The sequence below is a fragment of the Streptomyces sp. NPDC054847 genome (genome assembly GCF_053610925.1).
Map to the genome: position 1 here is coordinate 1 of NZ_JBSGZJ010000007.1, position 21,641 is coordinate 21,641.

At 72.2% G+C, this 21,641-nt stretch carries 20 protein-coding genes; all 20 read right to left on the reverse strand.

Annotated features, from left to right (window positions below):
• Positions 1–138: 138 nt before the first annotated feature.
• Positions 139–1,197 carry a TauD/TfdA family dioxygenase gene (locus ACWGH4_RS02085; RefSeq protein ID WP_453454509.1) on the reverse strand — a complete coding sequence of 353 codons (1,059 nt, stop codon included), beginning with the start codon at positions 1,195–1,197 and terminating at the stop codon, positions 139–141.
• A 4-nt stretch (positions 1,198–1,201) separates the two neighbouring features.
• Positions 1,202–2,299 (reverse strand): amino acid kinase family protein, encoded by a 1,098-nt coding sequence (locus tag ACWGH4_RS02090; protein ID WP_453454511.1) that lies wholly within the window; start codon positions 2,297–2,299, stop codon positions 1,202–1,204.
• Positions 2,296–3,354, reverse strand: coding sequence for an aspartate-semialdehyde dehydrogenase (locus ACWGH4_RS02095; RefSeq protein ID WP_453454513.1), 1,059 nt, complete (start codon positions 3,352–3,354; stop codon positions 2,296–2,298). The genes ACWGH4_RS02090 and ACWGH4_RS02095 overlap by 4 nt, the downstream gene beginning before the upstream one ends.
• A 100-nt stretch (positions 3,355–3,454) precedes the next feature.
• A complete protein-coding gene (locus ACWGH4_RS02100; RefSeq protein ID WP_453454515.1) occupies positions 3,455–4,420 on the reverse strand; it encodes a DMT family transporter in 966 nt (321 codons plus the stop codon).
• 108 nt (positions 4,421–4,528) lie between these two features.
• Positions 4,529–5,449 (reverse strand): transporter substrate-binding domain-containing protein, encoded by a 921-nt coding sequence (locus ACWGH4_RS02105; protein WP_453454516.1) that lies wholly within the window; start codon positions 5,447–5,449, stop codon positions 4,529–4,531.
• Positions 5,446–6,702, reverse strand: coding sequence for a methylaspartate mutase (locus ACWGH4_RS02110; RefSeq protein ID WP_453454518.1), 1,257 nt, complete (start codon positions 6,700–6,702; stop codon positions 5,446–5,448). The genes ACWGH4_RS02105 and ACWGH4_RS02110 overlap by 4 nt, the downstream gene beginning before the upstream one ends.
• Entirely contained in the window at positions 6,702–7,253 is a 552-nt protein-coding gene (locus ACWGH4_RS02115; RefSeq protein ID WP_453454519.1) for a cobalamin B12-binding domain-containing protein, read from the reverse strand. Before ACWGH4_RS02115 ends, ACWGH4_RS02110 begins: the two co-directional genes overlap by 1 nt.
• A 109-nt stretch (positions 7,254–7,362) precedes the next feature.
• On the reverse strand, positions 7,363–8,349 hold the full coding sequence (locus ACWGH4_RS02120; RefSeq protein WP_453454520.1) for a LuxR C-terminal-related transcriptional regulator: 987 nt from the start codon (positions 8,347–8,349) through the stop codon (positions 7,363–7,365).
• A gap of 47 nt (positions 8,350–8,396) precedes the next feature.
• Entirely contained in the window at positions 8,397–9,749 is a 1,353-nt protein-coding gene (accC, locus tag ACWGH4_RS02125; protein WP_453454522.1) for an acetyl-CoA carboxylase biotin carboxylase subunit, read from the reverse strand.
• A gap of 34 nt (positions 9,750–9,783) precedes the next feature.
• Complete coding sequence (locus tag ACWGH4_RS02130) at positions 9,784–10,299, reverse strand: acetyl-CoA carboxylase biotin carboxyl carrier protein (protein ID WP_453454524.1); 516 nt, start codon at positions 10,297–10,299, stop codon at positions 9,784–9,786.
• On the reverse strand, positions 10,289–11,995 hold the full coding sequence (locus ACWGH4_RS02135; RefSeq protein WP_453454526.1) for an acetyl-CoA carboxylase carboxyltransferase subunit alpha: 1,707 nt from the start codon (positions 11,993–11,995) through the stop codon (positions 10,289–10,291). The genes ACWGH4_RS02130 and ACWGH4_RS02135 overlap by 11 nt, the downstream gene beginning before the upstream one ends.
• 6 nt (positions 11,996–12,001) lie before the next feature.
• Positions 12,002–12,481 carry a DUF4188 domain-containing protein gene (locus ACWGH4_RS02140; RefSeq protein WP_189470511.1) on the reverse strand — a complete coding sequence of 160 codons (480 nt, stop codon included), beginning with the start codon at positions 12,479–12,481 and terminating at the stop codon, positions 12,002–12,004.
• A 12-nt stretch (positions 12,482–12,493) separates the two neighbouring features.
• Positions 12,494–13,912: an aldehyde dehydrogenase family protein gene (locus ACWGH4_RS02145; protein ID WP_453454527.1), complete on the reverse strand. Its 1,419-nt coding sequence runs from the start codon at positions 13,910–13,912 to the stop codon at positions 12,494–12,496.
• The gene (locus ACWGH4_RS02150; protein WP_453454529.1) at positions 13,903–14,304 is read right to left on the reverse strand and encodes a hypothetical protein; all 402 of its coding nucleotides are present in this window, start codon (positions 14,302–14,304) and stop codon (positions 13,903–13,905) included. The genes ACWGH4_RS02145 and ACWGH4_RS02150 overlap by 10 nt, the downstream gene beginning before the upstream one ends.
• The gene (locus ACWGH4_RS02155; protein WP_453454531.1) at positions 14,297–14,707 is read right to left on the reverse strand and encodes an acyl carrier protein; all 411 of its coding nucleotides are present in this window, start codon (positions 14,705–14,707) and stop codon (positions 14,297–14,299) included. The genes ACWGH4_RS02150 and ACWGH4_RS02155 overlap by 8 nt, the downstream gene beginning before the upstream one ends.
• 5 nt (positions 14,708–14,712) lie before the next feature.
• The gene (locus tag ACWGH4_RS02160) at positions 14,713–15,414 is read right to left on the reverse strand and encodes an RNA polymerase sigma factor (protein ID WP_453454533.1); all 702 of its coding nucleotides are present in this window, start codon (positions 15,412–15,414) and stop codon (positions 14,713–14,715) included.
• A gap of 151 nt (positions 15,415–15,565) precedes the next feature.
• On the reverse strand, positions 15,566–16,372 hold the full coding sequence (locus tag ACWGH4_RS02165; RefSeq protein WP_453454535.1) for a 4'-phosphopantetheinyl transferase family protein: 807 nt from the start codon (positions 16,370–16,372) through the stop codon (positions 15,566–15,568).
• Between the two features lie 22 nt (positions 16,373–16,394).
• On the reverse strand, positions 16,395–18,152 hold the full coding sequence (locus ACWGH4_RS02170) for an acyl-CoA dehydrogenase family protein (RefSeq protein ID WP_453454537.1): 1,758 nt from the start codon (positions 18,150–18,152) through the stop codon (positions 16,395–16,397).
• Entirely contained in the window at positions 18,149–20,005 is a 1,857-nt protein-coding gene (locus tag ACWGH4_RS02175) for an acyl-CoA dehydrogenase family protein (protein WP_453454539.1), read from the reverse strand. The genes ACWGH4_RS02170 and ACWGH4_RS02175 overlap by 4 nt, the downstream gene beginning before the upstream one ends.
• A complete protein-coding gene (locus tag ACWGH4_RS02180; RefSeq protein WP_453454541.1) occupies positions 20,002–21,624 on the reverse strand; it encodes a PfaD family polyunsaturated fatty acid/polyketide biosynthesis protein in 1,623 nt (540 codons plus the stop codon). The genes ACWGH4_RS02175 and ACWGH4_RS02180 overlap by 4 nt, the downstream gene beginning before the upstream one ends.
• Between the last annotated feature and the right edge of the window lie 17 nt (positions 21,625–21,641).

Here is a 21,641-nt window from a genome sequence, read left to right on the forward strand (position 1 = left end):
TCGTAACAAACTGCGCCAAAAACCACTGCCCGCGGCCCTCCCTTTACCCCACTAGTATCCTTGCCGCCGCTTGTTTCATTTCCAGGGGCCCACACGGCCGTCCGGACCCGGTGCCGGGGACGGCCGGCGCCGGGCCGGTCAGAAGTGGACGCGCCGGTTCTCCGGCGTCACCCGGTACCGGATGTCCCACAGGCTGCGCCGCACGTACGTGCGCTGCAGCCACCGGTCCCGCCCGTCGTGACGTGCGCCGAACCGCGACCTCGCGTGCACGCCCTTGCGGTTGTTGACCAGGAGCGCCTGGCCCGGCTCCAGCCGCACGGCGTGCGCCACCTCGCGGCACGTCTCCTGGAGCCCCTCGAAAGCGGCTGCCGCCTCCCCGCTCAGCGGGCGCACGCCGTTGGCCGACACGGCGATCTCCGGGAAGTCCTCGGCACCGCTGATGATCGGGACCGGATCGGACAGCACCTCCGCCCCGCCCGCGGCACTGCGGGTGTAACTGCCCGGCGCGTTGAGCCGGAACAGCGGACTGCGCAGCAGGCGGAGCCGGTCGACCGGCAGCCGGCCGCAGATGTCGCGGGCGTCGGCGTAATAGGTGACCGCGGCGCCGAAGGGGTCGCCACGCAGGCAGTTGAGCACCAGGAAGTCAGGATTGGCTACGTCGTACCGGCCCGTCGGGTCGTAGGTGATGTCGCTGTGGAAGTTCAGGAAGACCGCCGAGCTCTGGTTGGTCTGGGTCCGCTCGCCGCCGGGCACCGGCACGATGTCGTGGATCAGCCGGCCGTCCTTCTCGGTGAGCACCCCCAGGGGTTCACCGAGCAGTCCCGTCAGCCCCAGCAGCACCCCCTCGGAGACGAAGCCGCGTTTGGCCCGGCTCGGCCCGCCGTCGTCGGGTGTCGGTGGCAGCACGTCGTCGACGGGGAGGTTCCGCACCAGGGCGACACCGGCCGTGTCGATGTGCCGGCCGAAGTCCATGACGGCCTGGAGCAGTTCGGTGGGCAGCGCCGCGAAGACCTGGTGGCATCGCGCGGTGGCCCGGTCGAAGTCCTCACTCGGATCGGGCAGCCGGGAGAGGCCGCTGTGGAGCGTGTCCCGCACCGCGTCGGGGAGCACCAGGTCCAGACGGGTCGCGGCGCCGGGCCCCTCGGGCCCGCCGTACCGGCCGGGGGGCTCCCCGTGGACCGGAAATGCCGTCACCACGTCCTCACACCCCTGCCAGCGCGACCGCGTCCCTCGGCTGCGGGAAGTCCATCCCGTCGTGCAGCCGCTGCGCCAGGTGGAGCGCGTCCTCGCCGCTGTCTGCGAGGTGCATCGTGACCTTGCTGCCCCGCACCTCGGCGACGGGCACGCCCATCTGCCGGCCCGGCTCGACCCCGGCCCTGCGCTGGACGGCCTCCACGTCGACGTAGCCGCCGACCACCGCGACCCCGGGCCGTCCCGTGAGCCGCACCGTGTCGATGCCGGCGCCGTGGAAAGCGTTGTGCGCCGCGTCGGCATGGGCGTCGTCGGGATATCCGAGCACCACGGAACGCTGGTTGAAGACCACCGCGGACATCTGGGTGCCCTCCGCGCTGATGGTCGTCCCGGCGGAGAACGGGGCGCGGTTGTAGCGGAGCACGATCTCGATACGGTGCCGCAGCGCGAGCTGCACGGCGCGGCGGTGCAGGACCTTGGCCCCGTACAGCGACATCAGGGCCGCCATGTTGTACGAGACCCGGGGCAGGATGCGGGCTCCGGCGATCAGATGCGGATCGGAGGTGTAGATGCCGTCGACGTCCGAATGGATCTCGCAGGCGGTGCTGCCGACGGCACGGGCGACCGCCAGGGCCGACAGGTCGGAGCTGTTCTTGCCGAGCCAGGTCGGCCGTCCTTCCGCGTCGACGGCCTGTCCCCCGGGCACCACGACGACCTCGTGCTCCGACATCGCCCGGCGCAGCGGCGCGGGATCGGTCCTGACGACGCGCGCCCACAGGAAGGAGTTGTCGGTGGTCAGACCGAGCTGGTGGCCGGCGAGCACCGTGGCCGTGCGGCCCCTGCGGTGCAGCGCGGCGGCCAGCAGATGGGCGCTGACGAGATCGCCGGTCGCCAGCATCCCGGCGGACGTGGCGTCCTCGGGCCGCGGGTTGACCTCGTGCAGCCGGCCCCGCAGCCCCTCGGTCTCGCCCTGCATCGCACTGACCACGACGGCCATCGGGCGCCCCCCGCTGCGGAGGCGTGCCTCGAGCCCGGCAGCGAGCTCGTCGTAGGCGGCGTGGGTACGGAAGGTGGAGCCGCCGAATTTCAGTACCACCGGGCCGTTCAACGGATGCCTCCCGCCATGAATCCGTGCCGGAGGACGTACTCGGCCACCTGGATGGCGTTGAGCGCGGCGCCGACGCGGAGGTTGTCCGAGACCAGCCAGAGCCAGAAGCCGCGCGGGTTGTCCGGGGTCACCCGGATCCTGCCGACGTGCACATGATCGGGGTGCCCGGCCCGCAGCGGGGTCGGGAAGGCCGCCGGATTCTCCGCGTCGTGCACGGTCACCTCCGGCAGCCCGGCGAGCAGGGCGACGAGCTCCGCCCGGTCGACCGGAGCACCCGCCTCCACCCAGACCGCTTCGGAGTGGGAGTTGACCACCGGTACGCGTACGCAGGTGGCGGTGAGGTCCAGATGGGGCCGGTCGAGGATCTTCCGCGACTCCTGGAGCATCTTCTGCTCCTCCAGGGTGAACCCGGTGTCCAGGAGCCGGTCGATGGAAGGGACCACGTTGAAGGCGAGCGGCGGCTTGAACCGCTCGGCGGGCAGCTCGGCGTCCGGGTCGCGCAGCGCCAGCTCGGTGCCCTCCAGCAGTTCCTCGATGCCTTGATGGCCCTGGCCGGAGGCGGCCTGGTAGGTGCTCGCCACCACCTGGCGGATGCCCCAGCGGCGTTCGACGGGCTGCAGCACACGCACCAGCGGGATCGTGGAGCAGTTGGGGTTGGCGACGATGCCGCTGTCGGGGCGCCGCTCCAGCACGTGGGCGTTGACCTGCGGGACCACCAGCGGGGTGTCCGGGTCCATGCGGAAGGCGTTGGTGTTGTCGATCACGAGCGTGCCCTTGGCCGCGGCGACGGGCACCCATTCGGTGCTGATCGGAGTGCCCGCGGAGAAGAAGGCGATATCGGCCCGGCCGAAGTCGAAGTCCTCCAGGTCCTGGACTGCGTACGGCCGGCCGTCCACCATGAGCTCCCGGCCGGCGCTGCGGGCCGAGGCCACCAGATGCATCTCGCGGTAGGGCAGCGACCTCTCCTCGATCAGCTCGATGAGGGTGTTGCCCACCACTCCGGTCGCACCGACGATGGCGATGCGCGGGGCTGCTGGGTCGGTGACGAGCGTCATCAGACTTCTCCGATCTGTACGGGTCCGGCTGCGGGTGCCAGAGCTGCTCGTACGGCTTCCAGGACGGGACCTGTGGGGCCGCACACCCGTGACGGCGGCGTCATCGACGCACCGCCTCGGCCTTCGGCGGGGCGGTGGGCGCGGGCTTCCCGGCCGTCCGGCGGCGTCCGCCGGGCAGCAGGGGCAGCCGGCCGAGGTTCACTGCGAGAGCCGCCGCGGCGATCAGCGCGACGCCGAGGGCCTGGAGGGCATCGATGCGATGTCCGTAGACGGTGAAGTCCACGAGGATGGCCACCGCCGGGTACACGAAGGACAGCACCGCGATCCGGTCGGTGGCCAGCTTCTGGTACGAGGAGTACAGAAGGATGTACATCACACAGGTGTGGATCACTCCGAGGCCCACGAGCCAGCCCCAGCGGGCGTCGAGACCGGCGGTGTCGCCGAGCCGGGTGAACGGCAGCAACAGCGGAATGCCGACCAGCACCTGCACGAGAGCGGTGACTTCGGGGCGCAGCGTGGTCAGCCGCTTGGCGATGACCGTGGCGAAGGCGTAGAAGAGCGCCGCCACCAGAGCCTCGCCGACGCCCAGCAGATAACCGTCGCTGCCGCCGAGGTCGGCGCCCGGCAGATCCGCCACCAGCACCACACCGGCGAAGGCGGCGAGGATCCAGCCGGCCCGGTACCGGTCGAGCCGCTCCTTGAAGAGGATCACCCCCAGCAGCACCACGTAGAAGGGCTGGGTGTGGTAGACGACGGTGGCCACGGATATCGACGTACGGCTGTACGCGTCGAACAGCAGCACCCAGTTGAAGACGATGAACACGCCGCCGAGGGCGGCGAGCGCGAGGGTGCCCCGGGCCAGCCGGGTGTTCTTCAGATAGCCGCGGAACAGGCAGTACGCGGCCAGGGCCAGGGCGCCGAAGAGGCACCGGAAGAACACCACGTTGAAGGAGGAGGCGCCGGACTCCAGGACGAACACACCCAGGGTCCCCGACAGCCCCATGGCCGCGATGAGCTGGACGGCGCCTCTGCGCTGCCGGTCGGCCGGTACGGCCTCGTTGGTCATACGCCTCGACTCCCTCTCGGTGACGTTCGGATCGGTGCGGGCGGATCGGTACGTTCGGATCGGTGCGGGCGGATCGGTGCGGTCAGGCGGAGATCCGTGCGGGCGGGGTCAGTGCAGCGGAACGGCGTAGTGCAGGCCGCCCGCGGTCCACAGCTCGTTCACCCCCCGGGGCACGTCGAGGCCCGAAGCGGCGCCCAGGTTCCGTTCGTAGACGTCCGCGTACGTACCGACCGCGGACAGGACCCTGTCGGCCCACTTCTCGTCCAGCCCCGCCGACGGCCCGTGGGGGCCCGCCAGCCGGGCCGCGTCCTCGGGGCCCTCGTGCTCGGCGGCCACCAGCAACTGGAGCACCCACCGGACCAGCCGGAACCAGTGCGGATCGGCCTCGTGGACCGCCGCCGCCATGGGCTCGCGGGAGATCGACACCGGAAGGATCCGGTGGTCCTGCGGCCGCGGCAGGCACGCCCTGGCGCCGGCCAGCGCCGTGCGGTCCAGGACATAGGCGGCGCAGTCGCCGCTCGCGTAGGCGGCCAGCGCGTCGGCCGGGTCGTCGAAGCCGACGGGCTCGACGTCAAGGCCCCTCGGGCCGTACCACGACTCGAGATTGACCACGGTGGTGCAGCCGTTGTGGACGGCGAGACGCCGGCCGGCGAGGTCCGCCGGATCGCCGGCGCCGTCGGCCGCACGCACGAGGAACCCCTCGCCGTCGTAGCAGGTGATGCCGGCGAAGAGCACCGCGCCCGCCGCCTCACGGCCCATCGTCCAGGTCAGGTTGCACACCGTGAGATCCGCCCGGCCCGACTCCAGGGTGCGCAGCCGGTCGGTGGCGCGTACCGGGACCCAGTCGACCGCATCCGCGTCCCCGAGGGCGGCCGCGGCCACGGCGCGGGCGATGTCGGTGTCGAGCCCCGTCCACAGCCCGGCGGGCGTCCGCAGCGACAGACCGCGGACGCCCTGGGACACGGCGACGCGCACGGCCCCGCGGACCTTGGCGGCCCGGAGCGTGGCGGTGGTGGCCGGGCGGCTCATGACAGGCTCCCGAGCGGTTCGCGTTCCGGCCGGTCGTAGCGGCGCCGGTTGAAGGTGAGCAGTTCGGTGAGGCGCCGCGCGGTGAGGGGACCGCTCTCCCGGACGGCCGTCACGGGCATGCCGCCCGCGTCGCTCCAACTGAGCGCCGACCGGGCGTCGATGGTGGCCCGTGCGCGGTTGGCGTTGTCGGGGTGCAGGCAGAACGGCACGTCGAGGATGCCCCGGGCGAAGGCTGCGACCAGGCACCGGCCGATGCTGCCGCCGAGTTCGAGGGTGGCGTCGACGAGGGCCCTCGCCTCTTCGTACAGGCCCGTGGAGGTGGGTGCGGGGCCGCCGTTGACGTCGGTGGCGTCGGCCACCGAGCGGGCGAACGCGATCGCCGCCGCGTTCTCCTCGATCGTGGGAATGCGGTGCGCCTCGGCCGGGGTCTTGACGATCAGCCGGTCGGCGCCGCCCTGCACGGCGAGCGGGACGCTCTGCGCGAGCAGCCGGCGGCTGCCGTCGCCGGTGCGGGGGAAGACGCCCATGAAGGTGTAGAGGACGATGTGGTGGTCGTCGCCGGCCAGCCGCTCGTCGGCGAGACGCCGTAACGCGGCGAGGGCCTCCCGGTCCTGTCCCGGGTGGATCTGCTGGGCGTAGCTGAGCGACACGCCCGTCAGCCCGTGCTCCTGGAAGAACATCGCTTCCAGCACTCCGAGGGCGACCAGCAGCGACGGCGGGCACAACTGGCCCAGCATGCAGCCGCCGAACGTCTCCATGTGCATCGGTACGGGCTGCGCCGCGAGCAGTTCGCAGCCGGCGCTCCACTCGCGTACCGCCTGCCCGAGGGGAACCCGGCTGTAGGGCAGGCAGTACGAGACGGGCCCGCCCTCCGTGGCGTCGGCGCCGGCCCGGACCATGGCGTCGAGCACGCGTAACGGGCGGGGGGTGCCGTGCCGGACCTGGACCGGGAAGCCGGGTGAGGACGTCTCCTCCAGCAGCGCCCGCACCGCGGGCACTCCGTGGGCGATGAGCGGGAAGCCGTTGAGGCTCTCGGGGTGCTCGCGCAGGGCGCGGCGCGCGGCGGTGAAGTCGTGGCAGCGGGTGTAGCTGTCCAGTGTGATGGTGCCGGCCGTGAAGGGGCCGGCGTCCCGCACGGCGCGCAGCCCTGCGCGCATGCGGTCGAGTTCACCGAAGCCCATGCGGGCCTGGATGACGAGATGTCCCGTGCGGCGGGCGTCGCGCACCATGCCGGTGAACCGGTCGGTCTCCATCACGCCGCTCCCGCCGGGACGGCGAGCCGCGGTGCGGGGAAGGCCGTCACGGGGGCGGCGCCGGGACGGGTCACCGCGTGACCGGCGGCGGGGGCGGGACGGCGCAGGGCGGCGAGGGCGCCGAGGAAGTCGTCGAAGCGCGCCAGGGCCGCGTCGGGGCCGCCTTCGTCCGCGTCGTCGAACACCGCGTCGTAACCGGCGGCGGTCAGCTGCGCGGTGACCTCCGCGTGGTCGCGGTCGTCCACACCGAGCTTCCCGCCGATGACGACGGGCAGGGCGGCGAGTTCGGACGTGGCGCGCAGGGCACGGACGAGGCGCAGCCCGTCCAGCCGGCCGTGCCCGTTGACGCTGCTGATGACGAGGAGGTCCGGCCGGCGGCTGCGGCATGCGCCGATGATCGTCGCGTCGGGCGTCACATTGCCCAGATTCGAGACGTCATGGCCGCGTTCCTCCAGCAGCAGCTGAAGGAAGACCAGGTTCCAAAGATGGGCGTCGGAGGACAGACCGGAAACGACGACTCTCAGTCTCGGAGCAGAAGCTGTGCCGTTCATTCGTTCCCCCGGGGAGAAAAGGAGTTACGTCATGGAAACTATCCATGGGCCGGCGCCGCCCGGTCCAGCGGCATCGGTCGGCATTCCTGATCGGACGGATCAGGAATTCCTATCCCTCGGCGTCCGGCTCCCGGCCGTCATCCGCAAGGCCAAGTCGGGCCGCCGCCAGGCCCAGTTGGAACCGGGTCTCCACCTGGAGCTTCTCGCACATTCCGGCCAGGTACCGGCTCAGCGTGCGGGTCGAGATACCCAGTCTTCGTGACATGAACTCGTCGGATCTTCCCCGTTCCAGATGGCGCAGAATTTCCAGTTCCACGTCTTCGAAGACCGCGTCGTCGTGACTTCCGCCGCCGACCGGTCTGGCGTGTTCCCAGATGTGGTCGAAAATCAACGACAGAAAGCCGACCGCCACCGGATCGCGGAGCAGCGCGGCACCACCCGAAGCCGTGGACACGAACGCGAAGGCGTCGTCGAGCAGAATCATCCTCCCGGGTATCACGGCGGCGGTGCGCACCTGTGCCCCGAGTTCGCCGAGGCGCCTGACGTGTTGCAGTGCCTCGTACTGCCGGCGAGCGGTGTGCGGCACCACCGTCCGGTACCGCACACCGCGGTCGAGGAGTCCGCGGTCCAGATCCAGGGCGGCGCGCAGCGTCTCGGGACTGCCCAGTGTGGGGTGGGCCGTCAGCACGCTGTGCCGCACCTGGGCGGACAGATCGGTGAGGCGGTGCCGTACGGCGTCCCCGTCGGCGAACAGCTCGGTGGTGGTGCCGTCGAGCTCCTGCCGCCGGTGCGCCTCGTACGCCGAGCCCAGCGGCGCCAGTTCACGGCGGGTGGTGTCGATCAGCCGCACCAGCTCGTGCACCCGCGTGTGGCAGGCGGCGGTCAGCGCTGCCGCGGCGACGGCCGGGGAGAGGGCCTCGTGGCGGCCGGGGCCGTCGGGCCGGAGCAGCCGGCGGGCCGTCAGTCTCTTCACGGACTCGGCAACCTGCTCGCCGGAGAGCCCGAGCCGCCGGGCGCCCTCCTCCGCGTCGGGGGACGTCTCGAGCAACTGCCGGTAGACGTCGATGTCCTGGGCGGTGAGCTCGTCCGACGGCATGGCTGCTCCCCGTTCCGGCGTGGGCTTCCCTTCTTCCGGTGTGCCGCTCACAGCGCGAAGTGACGCCCGAGGAAGTCCGTCGCGATGTCTCCTCCGCGGAATTCGGGGTGGCGGAGGATCTCCTGGTGCATCGGCACGGTGGTGTGCACACCGGGTCCGCGGACGTCGAACTCCGACAGCGCGCGCAGGGCGCGGTCGATACAGGTGTCGCGGTCCGGGCCCCACACGATGAGCTTCCCGATCATGGAGTCGTAGTAGGGACTCACCCGCGACCCGGCCACGTAGTCCGTGTCGACACGGACCCACGGGCCGCCCGGGACCCGGTACTCCTCCAGCAGACCCGGGGTCGGGACGAATCCCCGTGCGGGGTCCTCGGCGTTGATACGGCACTCGATGGCGTGACCGCGGATCTCGATGTCCTCCTGCTTGAAGGACAGCGGGCTGCCGGACGCCACACGCAGCTGCTCGGACACCAGGTCGACGCCGGTGACGAGTTCGGTGACCGGATGCTCGACCTGGATACGGGCGTTCATCTCCATGAACCAGAACGCCTCTTCCCCGGCCTCCAGCAGGAACTCCACGGTGCCGGCGCCCCGGTAGCCCACCGCACGGGCGCCCGCCACGGCCGCCTCGCCCAGCCGGCTCCGCAGCTCGGGAGAGACCATCGCGGAGGGCGACTCCTCGATGAGCTTCTGGTGCCTGCGCTGCACCGAGCAGTCGCGTTCGCCGAGGTGGACCGCTCCGCCGAAGTCGTCGCAGACCACCTGGACCTCGATGTGCCGGGTCTTTTGCAGGTAGCGCTCCATGTAGACGGCGCTGTTCTTGAAGACGGCCTGGGCGCTCGCCCGGGTGGCGGTGTAGGCGTCCCGCAGGTCCTTGGGGTCCTGCACGACGGTGATGCCGCGTCCTCCGCCGCCGGCCACCGCCTTGATGATGACCGGATAGCCGATCTCCGCCGCGACGGCCACGGCCGCGTCCACCGAGTCGACCGGCTCGACCGTGCCCGGCAGCAGCGGAAGGCCGGCCGAGGTCATCAGCCGTCGCGCGGTCGCCTTGTCGCCGACGTTCTCCATCACGTCCGGCGGCGGCCCGATGAACGTGATGCCGTCGTCGGCGCAGATCTCGGCGAAGTACGGGTCCTCGGAGAGGAACCCGTATCCGGGGTGGATGGCCTCCGCGCCGGTACGGACGGCCGCGCCGATGATGTTGGGGATGTTGAGGTAGCTGCGGGCGGGGGCGCCCGGGCCGATGTGGACGGCCTCGTCCGCGGCCTTGACGAACTGGGCGTCGGCATCGGGCGTGGAGTAGACCGCCACCGTACGCACGCCCAGATCGCGACAGGAGCGGATGATCCGCAGCGCGATCTCACCGCGGTTGGCGATGAGCACCTTGTCGAACACGTCTCGGTCCTCCCGTGTGTGTGGCGCCGGCGGGTCAGTCGACCGGGACGAGATCGATGAGCGGCTGCGCGTACTCGACCACCTCGCCGTCCCGGGCGTGGATGGCGTGCACCCGGCCGCGGACGTCGGCGGTGATGGAGTTGAGCAGCTTCATGGCCTCGACGACGGCCAGTTGCGTGCCGGGTTCGACGATGTCGCCGACCTTGACGAACGGCTCCGCTCCGGGTGACGGCGCCTGGTAGTAGGTGCCGACCAGCGGCGCGGTGACCTGGACGAGGCCGGCGGGCGCCGCGTCCTCGGCGGGCGCGGCGGCGGTCGGCACGGCGGGGGCCGGCGCGGCGGCCGCCGGGGGGGCGGGAAGCACTGCGACGGCGGCGGCAGCGGCCGGGGCCGTCTCCCACTCGACGTCGACGCTGATCCCGCCGGCCCGCAGCGTGATCCGGCGCAGGGTGCCCGGCAGTTCACCGGCCAGCAGCCGGGTCTGTGCCCTGAGCTCTTCGACCGTCATCGTGGCGGCGGCGGTCGGCGCCTCGGACGCCTCAGTGGTCATCACGCTTCTCCCAGTCGACGATGGGCTGACGTTCGGGGTGCCCGAACCGGTCGAAACGCTCCCGGCGCAGCTCGACGAGCCGGTCCCCCGGAAGGTCGAGCAGCGGACCGAGGGTCCGCACCAGAGCGGTCTTCACATTGAGTGCCGTCGGGTACGGCGCCGTGTGCGCCCCGTCCGGCGGTTCGGGCACGATCGCGTCGACCACGCCGAGGCGCAGCAGGTCGGCCGCGGTCAGCCGGAGCGCGTCGGCCGCCTGGCCGGCGCGCTCCGCGGTGCCGAACAGGATCGTGGAACAGCCCTCCGGGCTGATCACCGAGTAGTACGCGTTCTCCAGCATCAGCACCGAGTTGGCGACGCCCAGCGCCAGTGCGCCGCCGCTGCCGCCCTCGCCGGTGATCACCGAGACCACCGGGACGCGCAGCCGGGAGAGCTCCAGGATGCATTCGGCAATGGCGAGGCTCTGCCCCCGTTCCTCCGCGCCGATGCCGGGGAAGGCGCCCGGGGTGTCGACGAACGCGACGACGGGCAGGCCGAAGCGGTCCGCCAGCCGCATCAGCCGCAGCGCCTTGCGATAGCCCTCGGGATTGGGCATACCGAAGTTGCTGCGGACCAGCGCCGCGGTGTCATGGCCCTTCTGGTGGCCGAGCACGACGACGCTCCGGCCGCCGAGCCGGGCGACGCCGCCCGTCAGCGCCTGGTCGTCGCCGTGGACCCGGTCGCCGTGCAGGCTCACGAAGTCGTCGAAGACGTAGCCGATGTACTCCTGCGTGGTGGGACGTCCGATGTTGCGGGCCAGCGCGACGGTGTCGCGCGTGCCACGAACGGCCGGGGGCGGTGCGGTGAGCGGCTCCGCGCCGTTCGCCTCGGGCAGTTCGGGCACGGAGGGCCCGAGCAGGGTCAGCAGCCGGGCGAGGTGTTCGCGCTGGTTCTCCCGGGGGACGACCGCGTCGATCATGCCGTGCTCCAGCAGGAACTCGGCGCTCTGGAAGCCGGTGGGCAGTTCCTGGCGGATCGTGTTGCGGATGACCTGGGGGCCGGCGAAGCCGATCAGGCTGCCCGGTTCGGCGAGGATGACGTCGCCGAGCATGGCGAAGGAGGCGCTGACGCCGCCGAAGGTCGGATCGGTGTTGAGGTTGATCACCGGCAGCCGGGCCTCGCGCAGCCGGGCGACCCACTGGGCCGTCTTGGCCATCTGCATCAGTGACAGGGCGCCCTCCTGCATCCGGGCGCCGCCCGAGGCGGCGATCAGCAGCAGGGGCAGCCTCCGGGACAGTGCGTGGCGGGCGGCGTCGGCGATGCCCTCGCCGACGACGGCGCCCATGCTGCCGCCCATGAAGCTGAAGTCGATGGCGGCCACGACCAGCCGGCGGCCCTCGATCGTCAGCTCACCGGCGACCAGGGCGTCATGGCGGCCGGTCCTGGCCTGCGCGTCGCGCAGCCGGTCGGGGTAGGGCTTGCTGTCCGTGAACTCCAGCAGGTCACGGGGACGGTAGTCGTCGGGGAACGGCCGGAAGCTGTCGGCGTCGGCGAGCTGCTCGATCCGGGTGTGCGGGGGGATGCGGAAGTGGAACTGGCACTCCGGACAGACCTTCCGGTTGCGGTCCAGCCGTTTGACGTAGACGAAGGCGCCGCACGCCCCGCATCTGCGCCACTGCACCTCCTGGTCGGCCCTCACCGGGCCCTGTTGCGGGCTCACGGCCGATCACGCCCGCTCCGGGCCGGTGCTGCCCGGGACCGGCGGCCGGACGCGCTGCGGGACGGACTCGGTGGCGGCGGCGATCCCGAAGACGGGGATGTTCCGGTAGACGGTGTGCATACGCGCCGGATCGACGATGTACGCCTCATGGAAGATGCCCACGGCGCCGTCGTTGCGCACCGCCCGGTTGAACCAGGCCCACATGGAGCGGTGCTTGCCCTCCGTGTTGTGCGAGTAGCGCATCAGATCGTCCATGCTTCGCCAGTATTGGAGCATGATCACGGTCCGGTTGAACCAGGCCCGCGAGTAGAGGAAGCCGTGGTCCTTGTTCTTCTTCAGCTCGATCAGCATGGGGATCATCGAGGCGATGACGGGCAGCCAGCGGTGCACCATCCAGAACTTGTTGATGCGGGTGCCGATCAGCAGCACCACGGTGCCCTCGGGCGGCGCGGCTATGCGTGGCTCGGTGACGACCTTGAGGTCCATCGGGAGCTCCTCTCAGAACGGGTAGGCGCGGGCGGGGCTGCTGGTGGTGAGGGTGTGCCAGCGGGTGAACGCGTCGAGTGCGGCCCGGCCGCCGAATCCGGAGGCGTTGCCGGAGGCCCCGATGCCGCCGAACGGCAGCGCCGGGTCGTGGTTGACGGTCTGGTCGCCGACATGGACGACGCCGCAGCGCAGGCGGGGTGCGAGGGCCCGCCCCCGGTCGGCGTCGGAGGTGTACACGGCGGCGGTGAGCCCGTAGTCGGAGGTGTTGGCGAGCGCGACCGCCTCGTCGTCGTCGGCGAAGGCCGTGATCGTGGCGACCGGCCCGAAGACCTCTTTGTGGAAGACGGCCATCTTCGGCGTGACGTCGGCCAGCACCGTCGGGGGGAAGAACGGGCCCTGCATCCGTCCGCCGGTGACCAGTCGGGCCCCCTGGGCGACGGCTTCCTCGACGGCGGCCGCGATCCGGGTGAGCGCCCCGTGTTCGATGACGGGCCCGATCTGGGCGTCCGTGCGGTAGGGGTCGCCGATGCGCAGCGCGGCGGCACGGCGGGCGAGGGTCTCGGTGTAGGCCTCCACCACGTCCTGGTGGACCAGGTGTCGGCGGGCCGCCATACAGATCTGACCCTGGTGCAGGAACGAGCCCCAGGAGCCGGCGGACGCCGCCTGCTCGATGTCGGCGTCCGGCAGGACGACGAAGGCGTTCTGCCCGCCGAGTTCCAGGACGACCCGCTTGAGCAGCCGGCCGGCCGTGGCGCCGATCTCGCGGCCCACCTCGGTGGAACCGGTGAACGACACCATCGCCACGTCGGGCGCCTGGACCAGGGCGGCTCCGGCGTCCGCGTCGCCGTGGACCACCTCCAGCACGCCCTCGGGCAGCCCGGCGTCGGCGAGCACCTCGGCGAAGAGGCGTCCGCCGGACAGCGGCGTGTGCGGATCCGGCTTCAGCAGCACCGTGTTGCCGAGGGCGAGCGCGGGGGCCACCGAGCGCATGCCGAGCAGCAGCGGGAAGTTCCACGGCACGATGACCCCGACGACGCCGAGCGGCACCCGACTCACCTCGGTCTCCCGTCCGGGCTCGGAACCGGGGCCGTGCGGGCTTTCGGGGCCGGTGGCGAGCGCGGCGGCGTGCCGCAGCTCGGCGGCCCCCGCGTGCACCTCGTAGAACGCCTTCCCGGTGATCGAGCCGCCCTCCCGGACCAGCAGGTCCATGGCCTCCTGGTCGCGCTCCAGCAGCAGATCGGCGGCCCGGGACAGGATCGCGGCGCGCTCGGCGGCGGGCCGCGCCGCCCAGGCGGGTGCCGCGGCGGCGGCACGGCGGGCGGCCGCGGCCACGGCGCCCGGGGTGGCGAGCGGGACGCTGCCCAGTTCCTCACCGGTGATGATCTCCCGGCTCGTCAGGAGCGCGGCTTCGGTGGCAGTGGTCACCTGCATACCTCTGTTTCTTCGTGGGAGGGACGTGCCGGACCGCCGCCGCGCGTCAGGACCGCGTGGGCGGTGACCCGGCCGGCGCCGGTGGTGACGGAGAGGGAGATGTCGCCGCGCAGAACCGTCTCCGCGAAGCGGGCCACCTCGCCCCGGAAGACCAGGGTGTAGGGGCCGTCGTCGGTGCCCAGCAGTTCGACGTCCCGCCATCGGGCGGCCACCCGCGGCGGGGCGGCGAGGGCCCGCAGCGTCGCCTGGCGCAGTGCCCACCGGACGGCGGAACCGCGCCCGGCGGGCAGCTTCACCGCCGTGACGCCGTGCCGGGCGATCAGCCTGTCGAGCGAGTCGACCGCGACGCCGTAGCTGCCGATCCGAAGGACGCTCCGCCCGTGCTCAGGCATGGGCGGCCTGCCCCTCGGCGAGCAGGTCCTCGACCATGGAGATCAGGTTTCCGACCGTCATCCGGTCGAGCATCCGGTCGAGGGTGAGCCGGCCTTCCCATTCCGCCGGGTCGAGCTGCGGCATGACGGTGCGCAGTCGGGCGAGGCCGCGGGGGCTGATGATTCCCCCGGCGTCGCAGAATTCCGCGTCGGCGACGTCGCCCTGCAGATATCGGCCGCAGCGCTCCACCGAGAGAACCACCGGCGCGCTGCATTCGATACGGAAGAAGATGTCCAGCAGATCCAGCGATTCCAGGCCGAGATCGGCGCTGAGAACGAGATCGGTGCGGTAGACGGCGGCGTCGATCCCGAGCGTGTCGATGACGATGGAACGAACGAGTTCCTTCACGTCGTAGTGAGACATGCGCATCACTCCTGTCCGGCCTGCCCGGCCTCGAAGACCCCTGCTTCGCGGCCTCTTCTCACCAGAGCCGCCGGACGGCGCGGACCGGACACGTCGGCGGGCTCCGGCGCGGCCGGGCAGCTGACGCAGCCGGCCGCCACGGGGACGCGCTCCCCCGCCTCGACGGCGGCGAGCACCCGGCGGAGACGGCGCAGGCAGCGCGTACGTATGGGGCCGACCGAGCCGACGGACATGGACAGGGCGGCGGAGATCTCCTCGTACGAGGCGGGCGGGTCGTCCAGGGCGAGGAGCAGCACACCCCGGCACTGCTCGGAGAGGGTGCCGATGGCCCGCAGCACCTCTTCCCCGCTCTGGGCCCGTAACGTGATCTGTTCCGGGCTTTCACCGTGCCCGGAAAGGCCGTCGAGTGTTTCGCTGTCGCCGACCATGACGAGACGCTTTCCCCGGGTGACGACTTTGAGGGATTCACGCCGCGCGACGGTGGCGAGCCAGTCGCCGACACGTTCGGGATCGCGAATCCGGTCCACGTTCTGCACGAGCCGGAACCAGGTGAGCTGGCGCACGTCCTCGGCGTCCACGTCGTTCATCCGGTGGCTGCGCACGACGGAGGACACGAGCCTGCCGTACCGCTCCACGATCTCGTCCCAGGACTCCTGTTCGCCGCGTGCGCATCCGGCCAGAAGTTCCGCATTCCCTTTACGGGTCATTGGAATTCCCTCGTAGCAAAACAACAGTGCCGACGGCGGGGGGTACCTCTCATGCAAGCCGCCGTCGGCCGGGGCGGGCAAGCACATCGGCCGGCAGCTAGCGGACCGGCCACAGGTGGACACCGGGGCGGCCCGTCCCGGCCGGGCGGGGTCACGGGCCGGCCTCGCGGGGAAGGAGTTCCGCCATGGCCGAGCGCAGCCTGACCGGCAGCGGACCCGTGTCCTCGCTCCCGGCACGGATGGCCACGCCGAGCGCGAACCTGTCCCACACCTGCAACACCTGCACCTGCCACAGTTCACGCTCCTGTTCGGGGATCTCGTCGTCCACGACGGCCAGGCCCCCGTCACGCAGCCGGTGCACGGAGAAGGCGTCGAACCCGCGGCACATACCCATGCCGGTGGCCTTGGTGTACGCCTCCTTCGCCACCCAGGAGTCGGCGAAGGCGTGACCGCGCTGGTCCTCCCGGTTGCGCCGGAGCACCTCGGTCTCCAGCGGGGTGAAGACCTTCGGCGCGAACTGCATCGCCTCTGAACGGGCGGGGGTGACCTCGGCGTCCACCCCGGCGGTCCGGCCGCGGACGACGATGGCCGCGATCAGTCCGTTGGTGTGGGTGATGTTGAAGTCCAGCCCCCAGGCCGTGCCCTCGACCTCCGGGCGGCCGTACCTGCCGGTGCGGAACCGCCAGGAGCCGGGCGGAACGTCCGCGTACCGCGACAGGACCTGGCGGGAGAGCAGCCTGGCGCCGAGGAACCGGCGCCGGGCGGCGGGGAACAGCAGCCGGTCGTGCCGGGCCCTTTCCTCGTCGGTGAGCAGCGCGGCACCACCGGTGGCCTCGGCGAACCGGTCGACGTCCTCCTCGGCGAGCAGCCAGACCTCGGCGGTGTCCGCGAGGGGGTCGTCTGACCGGGCCTCCGGCGGGTCGGCGAGCGGGTCGGCGAGCCGTGCCCCGATGTCCATGGGTGTTCCTCCCTTCGTGAGTTCACCGGTTGACGGGAAAGGGCCGGAAGGAGAAGAGCCGGCCTTCGCTGTGCGCCGACGACAGCGCGGCGGCGACCTCGGCGATCTCCTGCGGTCCGGTGATCCGCCGGGTCGGGTGGAACCGCTTGAGCAGCCGCTCCAGACACACCAGAAGCACCGCCGGGGACCGCAGCGCCGGGTCCATGCAGTGGCCTCCGTTGAGGTGGAGGTGCACGACGGAGGCCGCGGCGGACACGGTGGTGTACTGCTTGGCCAGGTCGTACAGCTCCGCCGAGGAGGCGGCGTCCTTGCCCAGGTCGGAGAGGAGTTTGCGGTGCTCCTCCGCGATCCGGTCCAACTCGCCGGCGATGGCGCCGGCGGCGTCGGCGGCGGCGGCGAGCTGTGCGGCGTCGCGGCCGGTTGCGGCGCCGGCGGACCAGCGCAGCTCGTCGACGGCGGAGCGCAGGGCGAGCACCGGGTCGTCGACGCCCCGGCTGAACAGCTGCTGCTCCGCGGGCCGGTAGGGCTCCATGGGGTAGGAGGGGTCGAAGAGCGGACCGGTCCTCGCCACCGCGCCGGCCACGGCCCCGGGGTCCTGGGCGGTGGCGTTGGCGAGCAGCTTCTCGAGCTGGAGGGCGATGTTCTTGAGGTTCACGACGGTGTTGCCGTCGGCGAAGTTGGAGATGGCGAAGTCCCGCAGGACCTTCTGGAAGATCCCGTGCCGGGGATGGGAGCGCAGGTAGTAGCGCGCACCCAGCACGGTACTCAGCCGTCCGAGCGTCTCCTCCAGGAAGGTGGGGACGAAGTACTTCACCACCGACGACCAGATGCTCGCCTGGTCCGGGCTCAGCTGAAGGCTGCGCACCGCTCCGGTGGTCAGCGCGTCGGTGACCAGCAGGTCCGCGAAGCTCTCCACGAGCTGGCGCTGCGAGTAGGGGACCTCGAAGACCGGCCCGCCGAAGATGGTGCGCCGGACGGCGAAGTCGAGTGTGGTGCGCAGTGCGGTGTCCACACAGCTCATCGCGATGCTGGCGATGGCGACCCGGGCCAACTGGCTGCTCTTGAGCGCCGTTTCGAGGCCCTGCCCGGCCCGCCCGACGAGGGCGGAGTCCGGTACGAAGCAGTTCCGCAGCCGCACCCCGCTCATGTCCAGCCCGCGCAGTCCGTGCAGCGGCTCGTCCGGCAGGTGTTCGAGCTGGTCGGCGGGTATGCCGGCCTTCTCGACGGCGAAGACGGAGTATCCGCCCGGGCCGCCCCGTTCCGAGGTACGGGCGAAGACCATGACGACGTCGGCGACGGTGGCGTTGCCGATCGTCCACTTCTCCCCGTCGAGCAGCCAGCCGCCCTCGGTCCTGCGGGCGGTGGTGTCGTTGGCGAGGATGTCGCTGCCGTGCCGGCGTTCCGACAGCCCCCACGCCAGCTTCCCGCCGCTCCTGATCACGTCGGCGAAGTGCTGGCGCTGCCCGGGGGTGCCGGCGATCCACACCGGCATGTAGCTGAGGCTGGTGAGGACCATGGCCGTGGCGGACGTGGGGTCCCGCCGCGCGACGAGCCGGTAGAGGTTGAAGCCGTCCTGGACGTCGACGGCCCTGCCGCCGTTCTCGGCGGGGACGATCCAGTCGTACAGCCCCCAGGAGGCGAGGTGGTCGACGAACTCGTGGGGGTACTCCTCCCGTTCGTCCAGGGCGAGGATGCGGGAGAACGGCATGGGCCCTGCCGGGTCCTCCGGATCGCCCAGGTGACGCTCGAGGTCGGCCATCAGGGCCGGCAGATCGGTCATCGCTTCTCGTCCTCCACGTCGTCCGGGCCGGCCCGGTGTGCGGTGCCGTCGCTGAGCCGTACCGGCAGGGCCGTGAACAGCCGGTGTGCGGCGTCGAGTTCGGTGATCAGTCGCTCGGCCGGGGCGGCGTCGTGGCCCGCCGAGCGGGGCTCGCGGCCGTCCACGAGCGTGGTCAGCAGACCAAGGACGGCGGTGAGCCACCCGGTGGCTCCGGGCGACGCCTCGCCGTACAGTCCGGCGCGGTCGCGGTGGAACCACCACGTCAGGGCCGCCGTCGCCGCCGCGTACAGCAGGCACAGCCGGTCGGCGAGGTCCAGCAGCTCCGGGGACGCCTTCAGCGAGCGGGCCCGGTCACGCTGGGCGGCCGCCGACTCCCTCACGACGCCGCCGAGCGCCCGGTGGACGCCCGTCACCAGAGCGGCGGCACGGGTGTCGCCCCTGCGGTCGAGTTCGGCGGCGATCGCGTCCGCGTGCCCGGCGAAACCGAGCAGGATGTCGTCCTTCGGGCGTACGCCCAGGTCGAGCGCGGCCGGTTCGACGCCGGGCAGGACGTCCGCGTCGCCGAGGGCGAAGACGGCGGTCAGCCGGCGTTCGCGGTCCGCCGCGGCGGTCCCGTCCGACCGGGCCGCCCCGCCCGGTTCCTGGTCGTAGGCGGCCGCGTACGCGGGCAGGTGCATGGCGATGGCCCGCAGGTTGCCGAGCACGCTGGTGTCGATGACCGCGACCATGGCATTGTCGCGGACCGCCTTGTCCAGGACCGCGCCCTGCCCCTCACGGAGCACCCCGCGCGCCCCCACCAGCGCACGGGACCGGGTGGCGCACGCGGCGGTGAGCCGGGTGGCCACGTGTTTGACGACCGAGGAGCAGAGGCCGAACGACCCCGGTGCGACATGGACGAGCCGCGCGGCGGCGAGCACGGTCACGTCGGTCGCGATCAGCTCGGCGGCGGCCAGGGCCAGCTCACGGGATCCGTACGGGGTGTCCGCGACGCGGTCGCCCCCCGTCCGGTGCGCACAGGCGAAGCGCAGTGCCGTACGCAGCGCCGTGTCGGCGGTGGCCAGGCAGCCCGCGGTGCTCATCAGCCGGACGATCTGCTGGGCCCGCAGCGCCCCGGCGAGGCCGCTGCCGGTGTCCCCGACGACGGCTCCGGGCGGCACGGGGAGGCCGTCGAACTCCAGGTCGGCGAAGTCGATGCCGCGCATCCCGGTGGTGGGCCGCGCCGGAAGCCGCCGTACGCGGTCGTCCGCCAGTTCCCCGGGTCCGAGCAGCAGGGCGGTGAACGCGGCGGGGCCGCGCTCGGCGGTACGGGCCACGACGACGGCCGCGTCCGCCGAAGCCCCCCGGCCGACCAGCCATTTGACCCCGGTCAGCCTGCCGTCGTCGGCCAGCCGGCAGGTGTTGGCGAGGACGTCGCTGCCCGCCTGCTCCTCGGACAGCCCGAAGGCGATGGTGCGGCCGTCCCGCAGCCATGCGGCGACCGTGCGGTGCTGCTCCGCCGTACCGGCGGCGAGGACGGTCGTCACGGCCGAGATGCTGAACATCGTGGCGGGCATGACGTTCACGTCCCGGCGGGCACAGACGCGGACCAGGACGTGGGTGTCCTCGAAGGAGCGCAGCGTGCCGCCGAGGGACCCGGGGAGATGGCAGAGGTGCAAGCCCTCCGCACGCAGCCTCCTCTCGGCCGCCGCCGGGTACGTCCCCTCGGCGTCGCGGGCCGCACCGGCCGCGAAGCCGTACGGGTTGTCCGGCAGCCACGGGTCCCCCAGCGCCGCGTCCAGCGCCTCGGCGCGGGCGAACGGCGCGGCGGCGGCCGGTCCAGGGGCCGGCGCGGTCGCCGTGCGTGCGCCTGTCACCGCCCCACCCCCACCGTGGGATCGCAGGAGGTCGAGTCCTCCGGCGACGGACGGGTCGCGAAGCCCGCGGGGAAGGCGACGCCCGCGGCCCGCAGAACGGCCAGCCGCTGGTGGAACGCCGCCCCGGCCATGATCTGCCGGGCCACGTCGGCCACCCGGCGGTGCTCGGGCGCCGCCAGATACGTGCCGCGCACCCAGGCGTTGAAGCTGCCCATCGCCGGCCCGCACCAGATCTGGAAGTCGACAGCGCGGTCGGCCTCCCCTGTCTTCGCCCACCGCGAGGCCATGCCGAGGTACCAGCGGAAGATGAGGGCCGCGCGCCGCTTGGGGTTCCCCTCGGCACGGGCGAGCTGGCCCGGGTCGCGGCGCCGGAAGTACTCGGCGGTCTCCTCCCACACGTCGTCCAGCGGCCGCCGGAAGATCTGCTCCTCGACCCGGGTGCGTACGTCCGCCGGGATCGCCTCGATCCCGTCGTACGCGCGGTACAGCTCGTACAGCTGCTTCGCGCGCATCGGGAAGAACGTGCCGCGCCGAAGCACCTGGAGCTCGACGCCCATCTCGAACATGTCGGCGGCGGGGGCCATGTCGCAGTCGGCGATGCCCGCCTGGCTGAGCATCTCCTTCACCCGTGCGGACGTTCCGGCCTCGAGGCAGGACTGGTTGACGGAACCGGTGACGATGTAGTCCGCCCCCATGGCGAAGGCGGCGGCCGCCGCCTCCGGGGTGCCGATCCCGCCCGCCGCGCCGATCCGGATACGCACGGGGCAGCCGGTCTCCTGCGCGACGGCGTCGCGCTGCCGCATGATGACGGGCAGCAGGGCGGGCAACGGCCGGCGGTCGGTGTGTCCGCCGGAGTCGGCCTCGACGGTGATGTCGTCGGCGAGCGGGACCAGCGCCGCGAGACGGGCCTGCTCCTCGGTGACCAGGCCCTCCTCGACGAGCGCCCGCACCATCGCCTCCGGAGCGGGCCTCAGGAAGAGGTCCGCGATCTCCGGCCGGGACACCTTGGCGATGATCTTGTTGGTGGCGGTGACGCCGTACGGCCCGCCCGCGGTGAGCCCGGCCACCCGGTAGCGGACCAGGTGCGGGGTGAGCCTGAGGAAGGCGGACGCCTCGACACGGCGGACCCCGTACTTGAGGAACAGGTCGACCGAGGTGCGCTCGAGCCGCTCCTCGCTGGGGCTGTGGATCAGATTGCAGGCGTACGCGAGCCCGGGGATCTCGTCGCGGAAGCGCACCAGCGCTTTCTCGACCGCCTCCGGCAGCAGGCCGGCCGCTCCGTAGGAGCCGAGGAAACCGGCCCGTGCCATGGCGATGACCATGTCGGCCGACGCGATGCCGTTGGCCATGGCGCCGCTCATGTACGCCTGGCGCACTCCGTGGTCGGCGAGGAACGCGGCGCTGCCGAGCCGTTCGGGGCCGAGGGGCGGCGCGGCGGCGACGATCTCGTGGTCACCGCCGGCGGTCACCGTGCCGCCGCTCGCGGCCCCCAGGCCGTACGGCCCGCGCAGGATGTACACGGGCTCGTCGAGCCGGGTCAGGGCCTGGTGGATCCCGGTGTCGCCGACCGCGGGCTGCCCGGGGCCGCTCCAGCGCGGCCGGTACACGTCGGTGGTCATGCTGAGTCTCCTGTAGG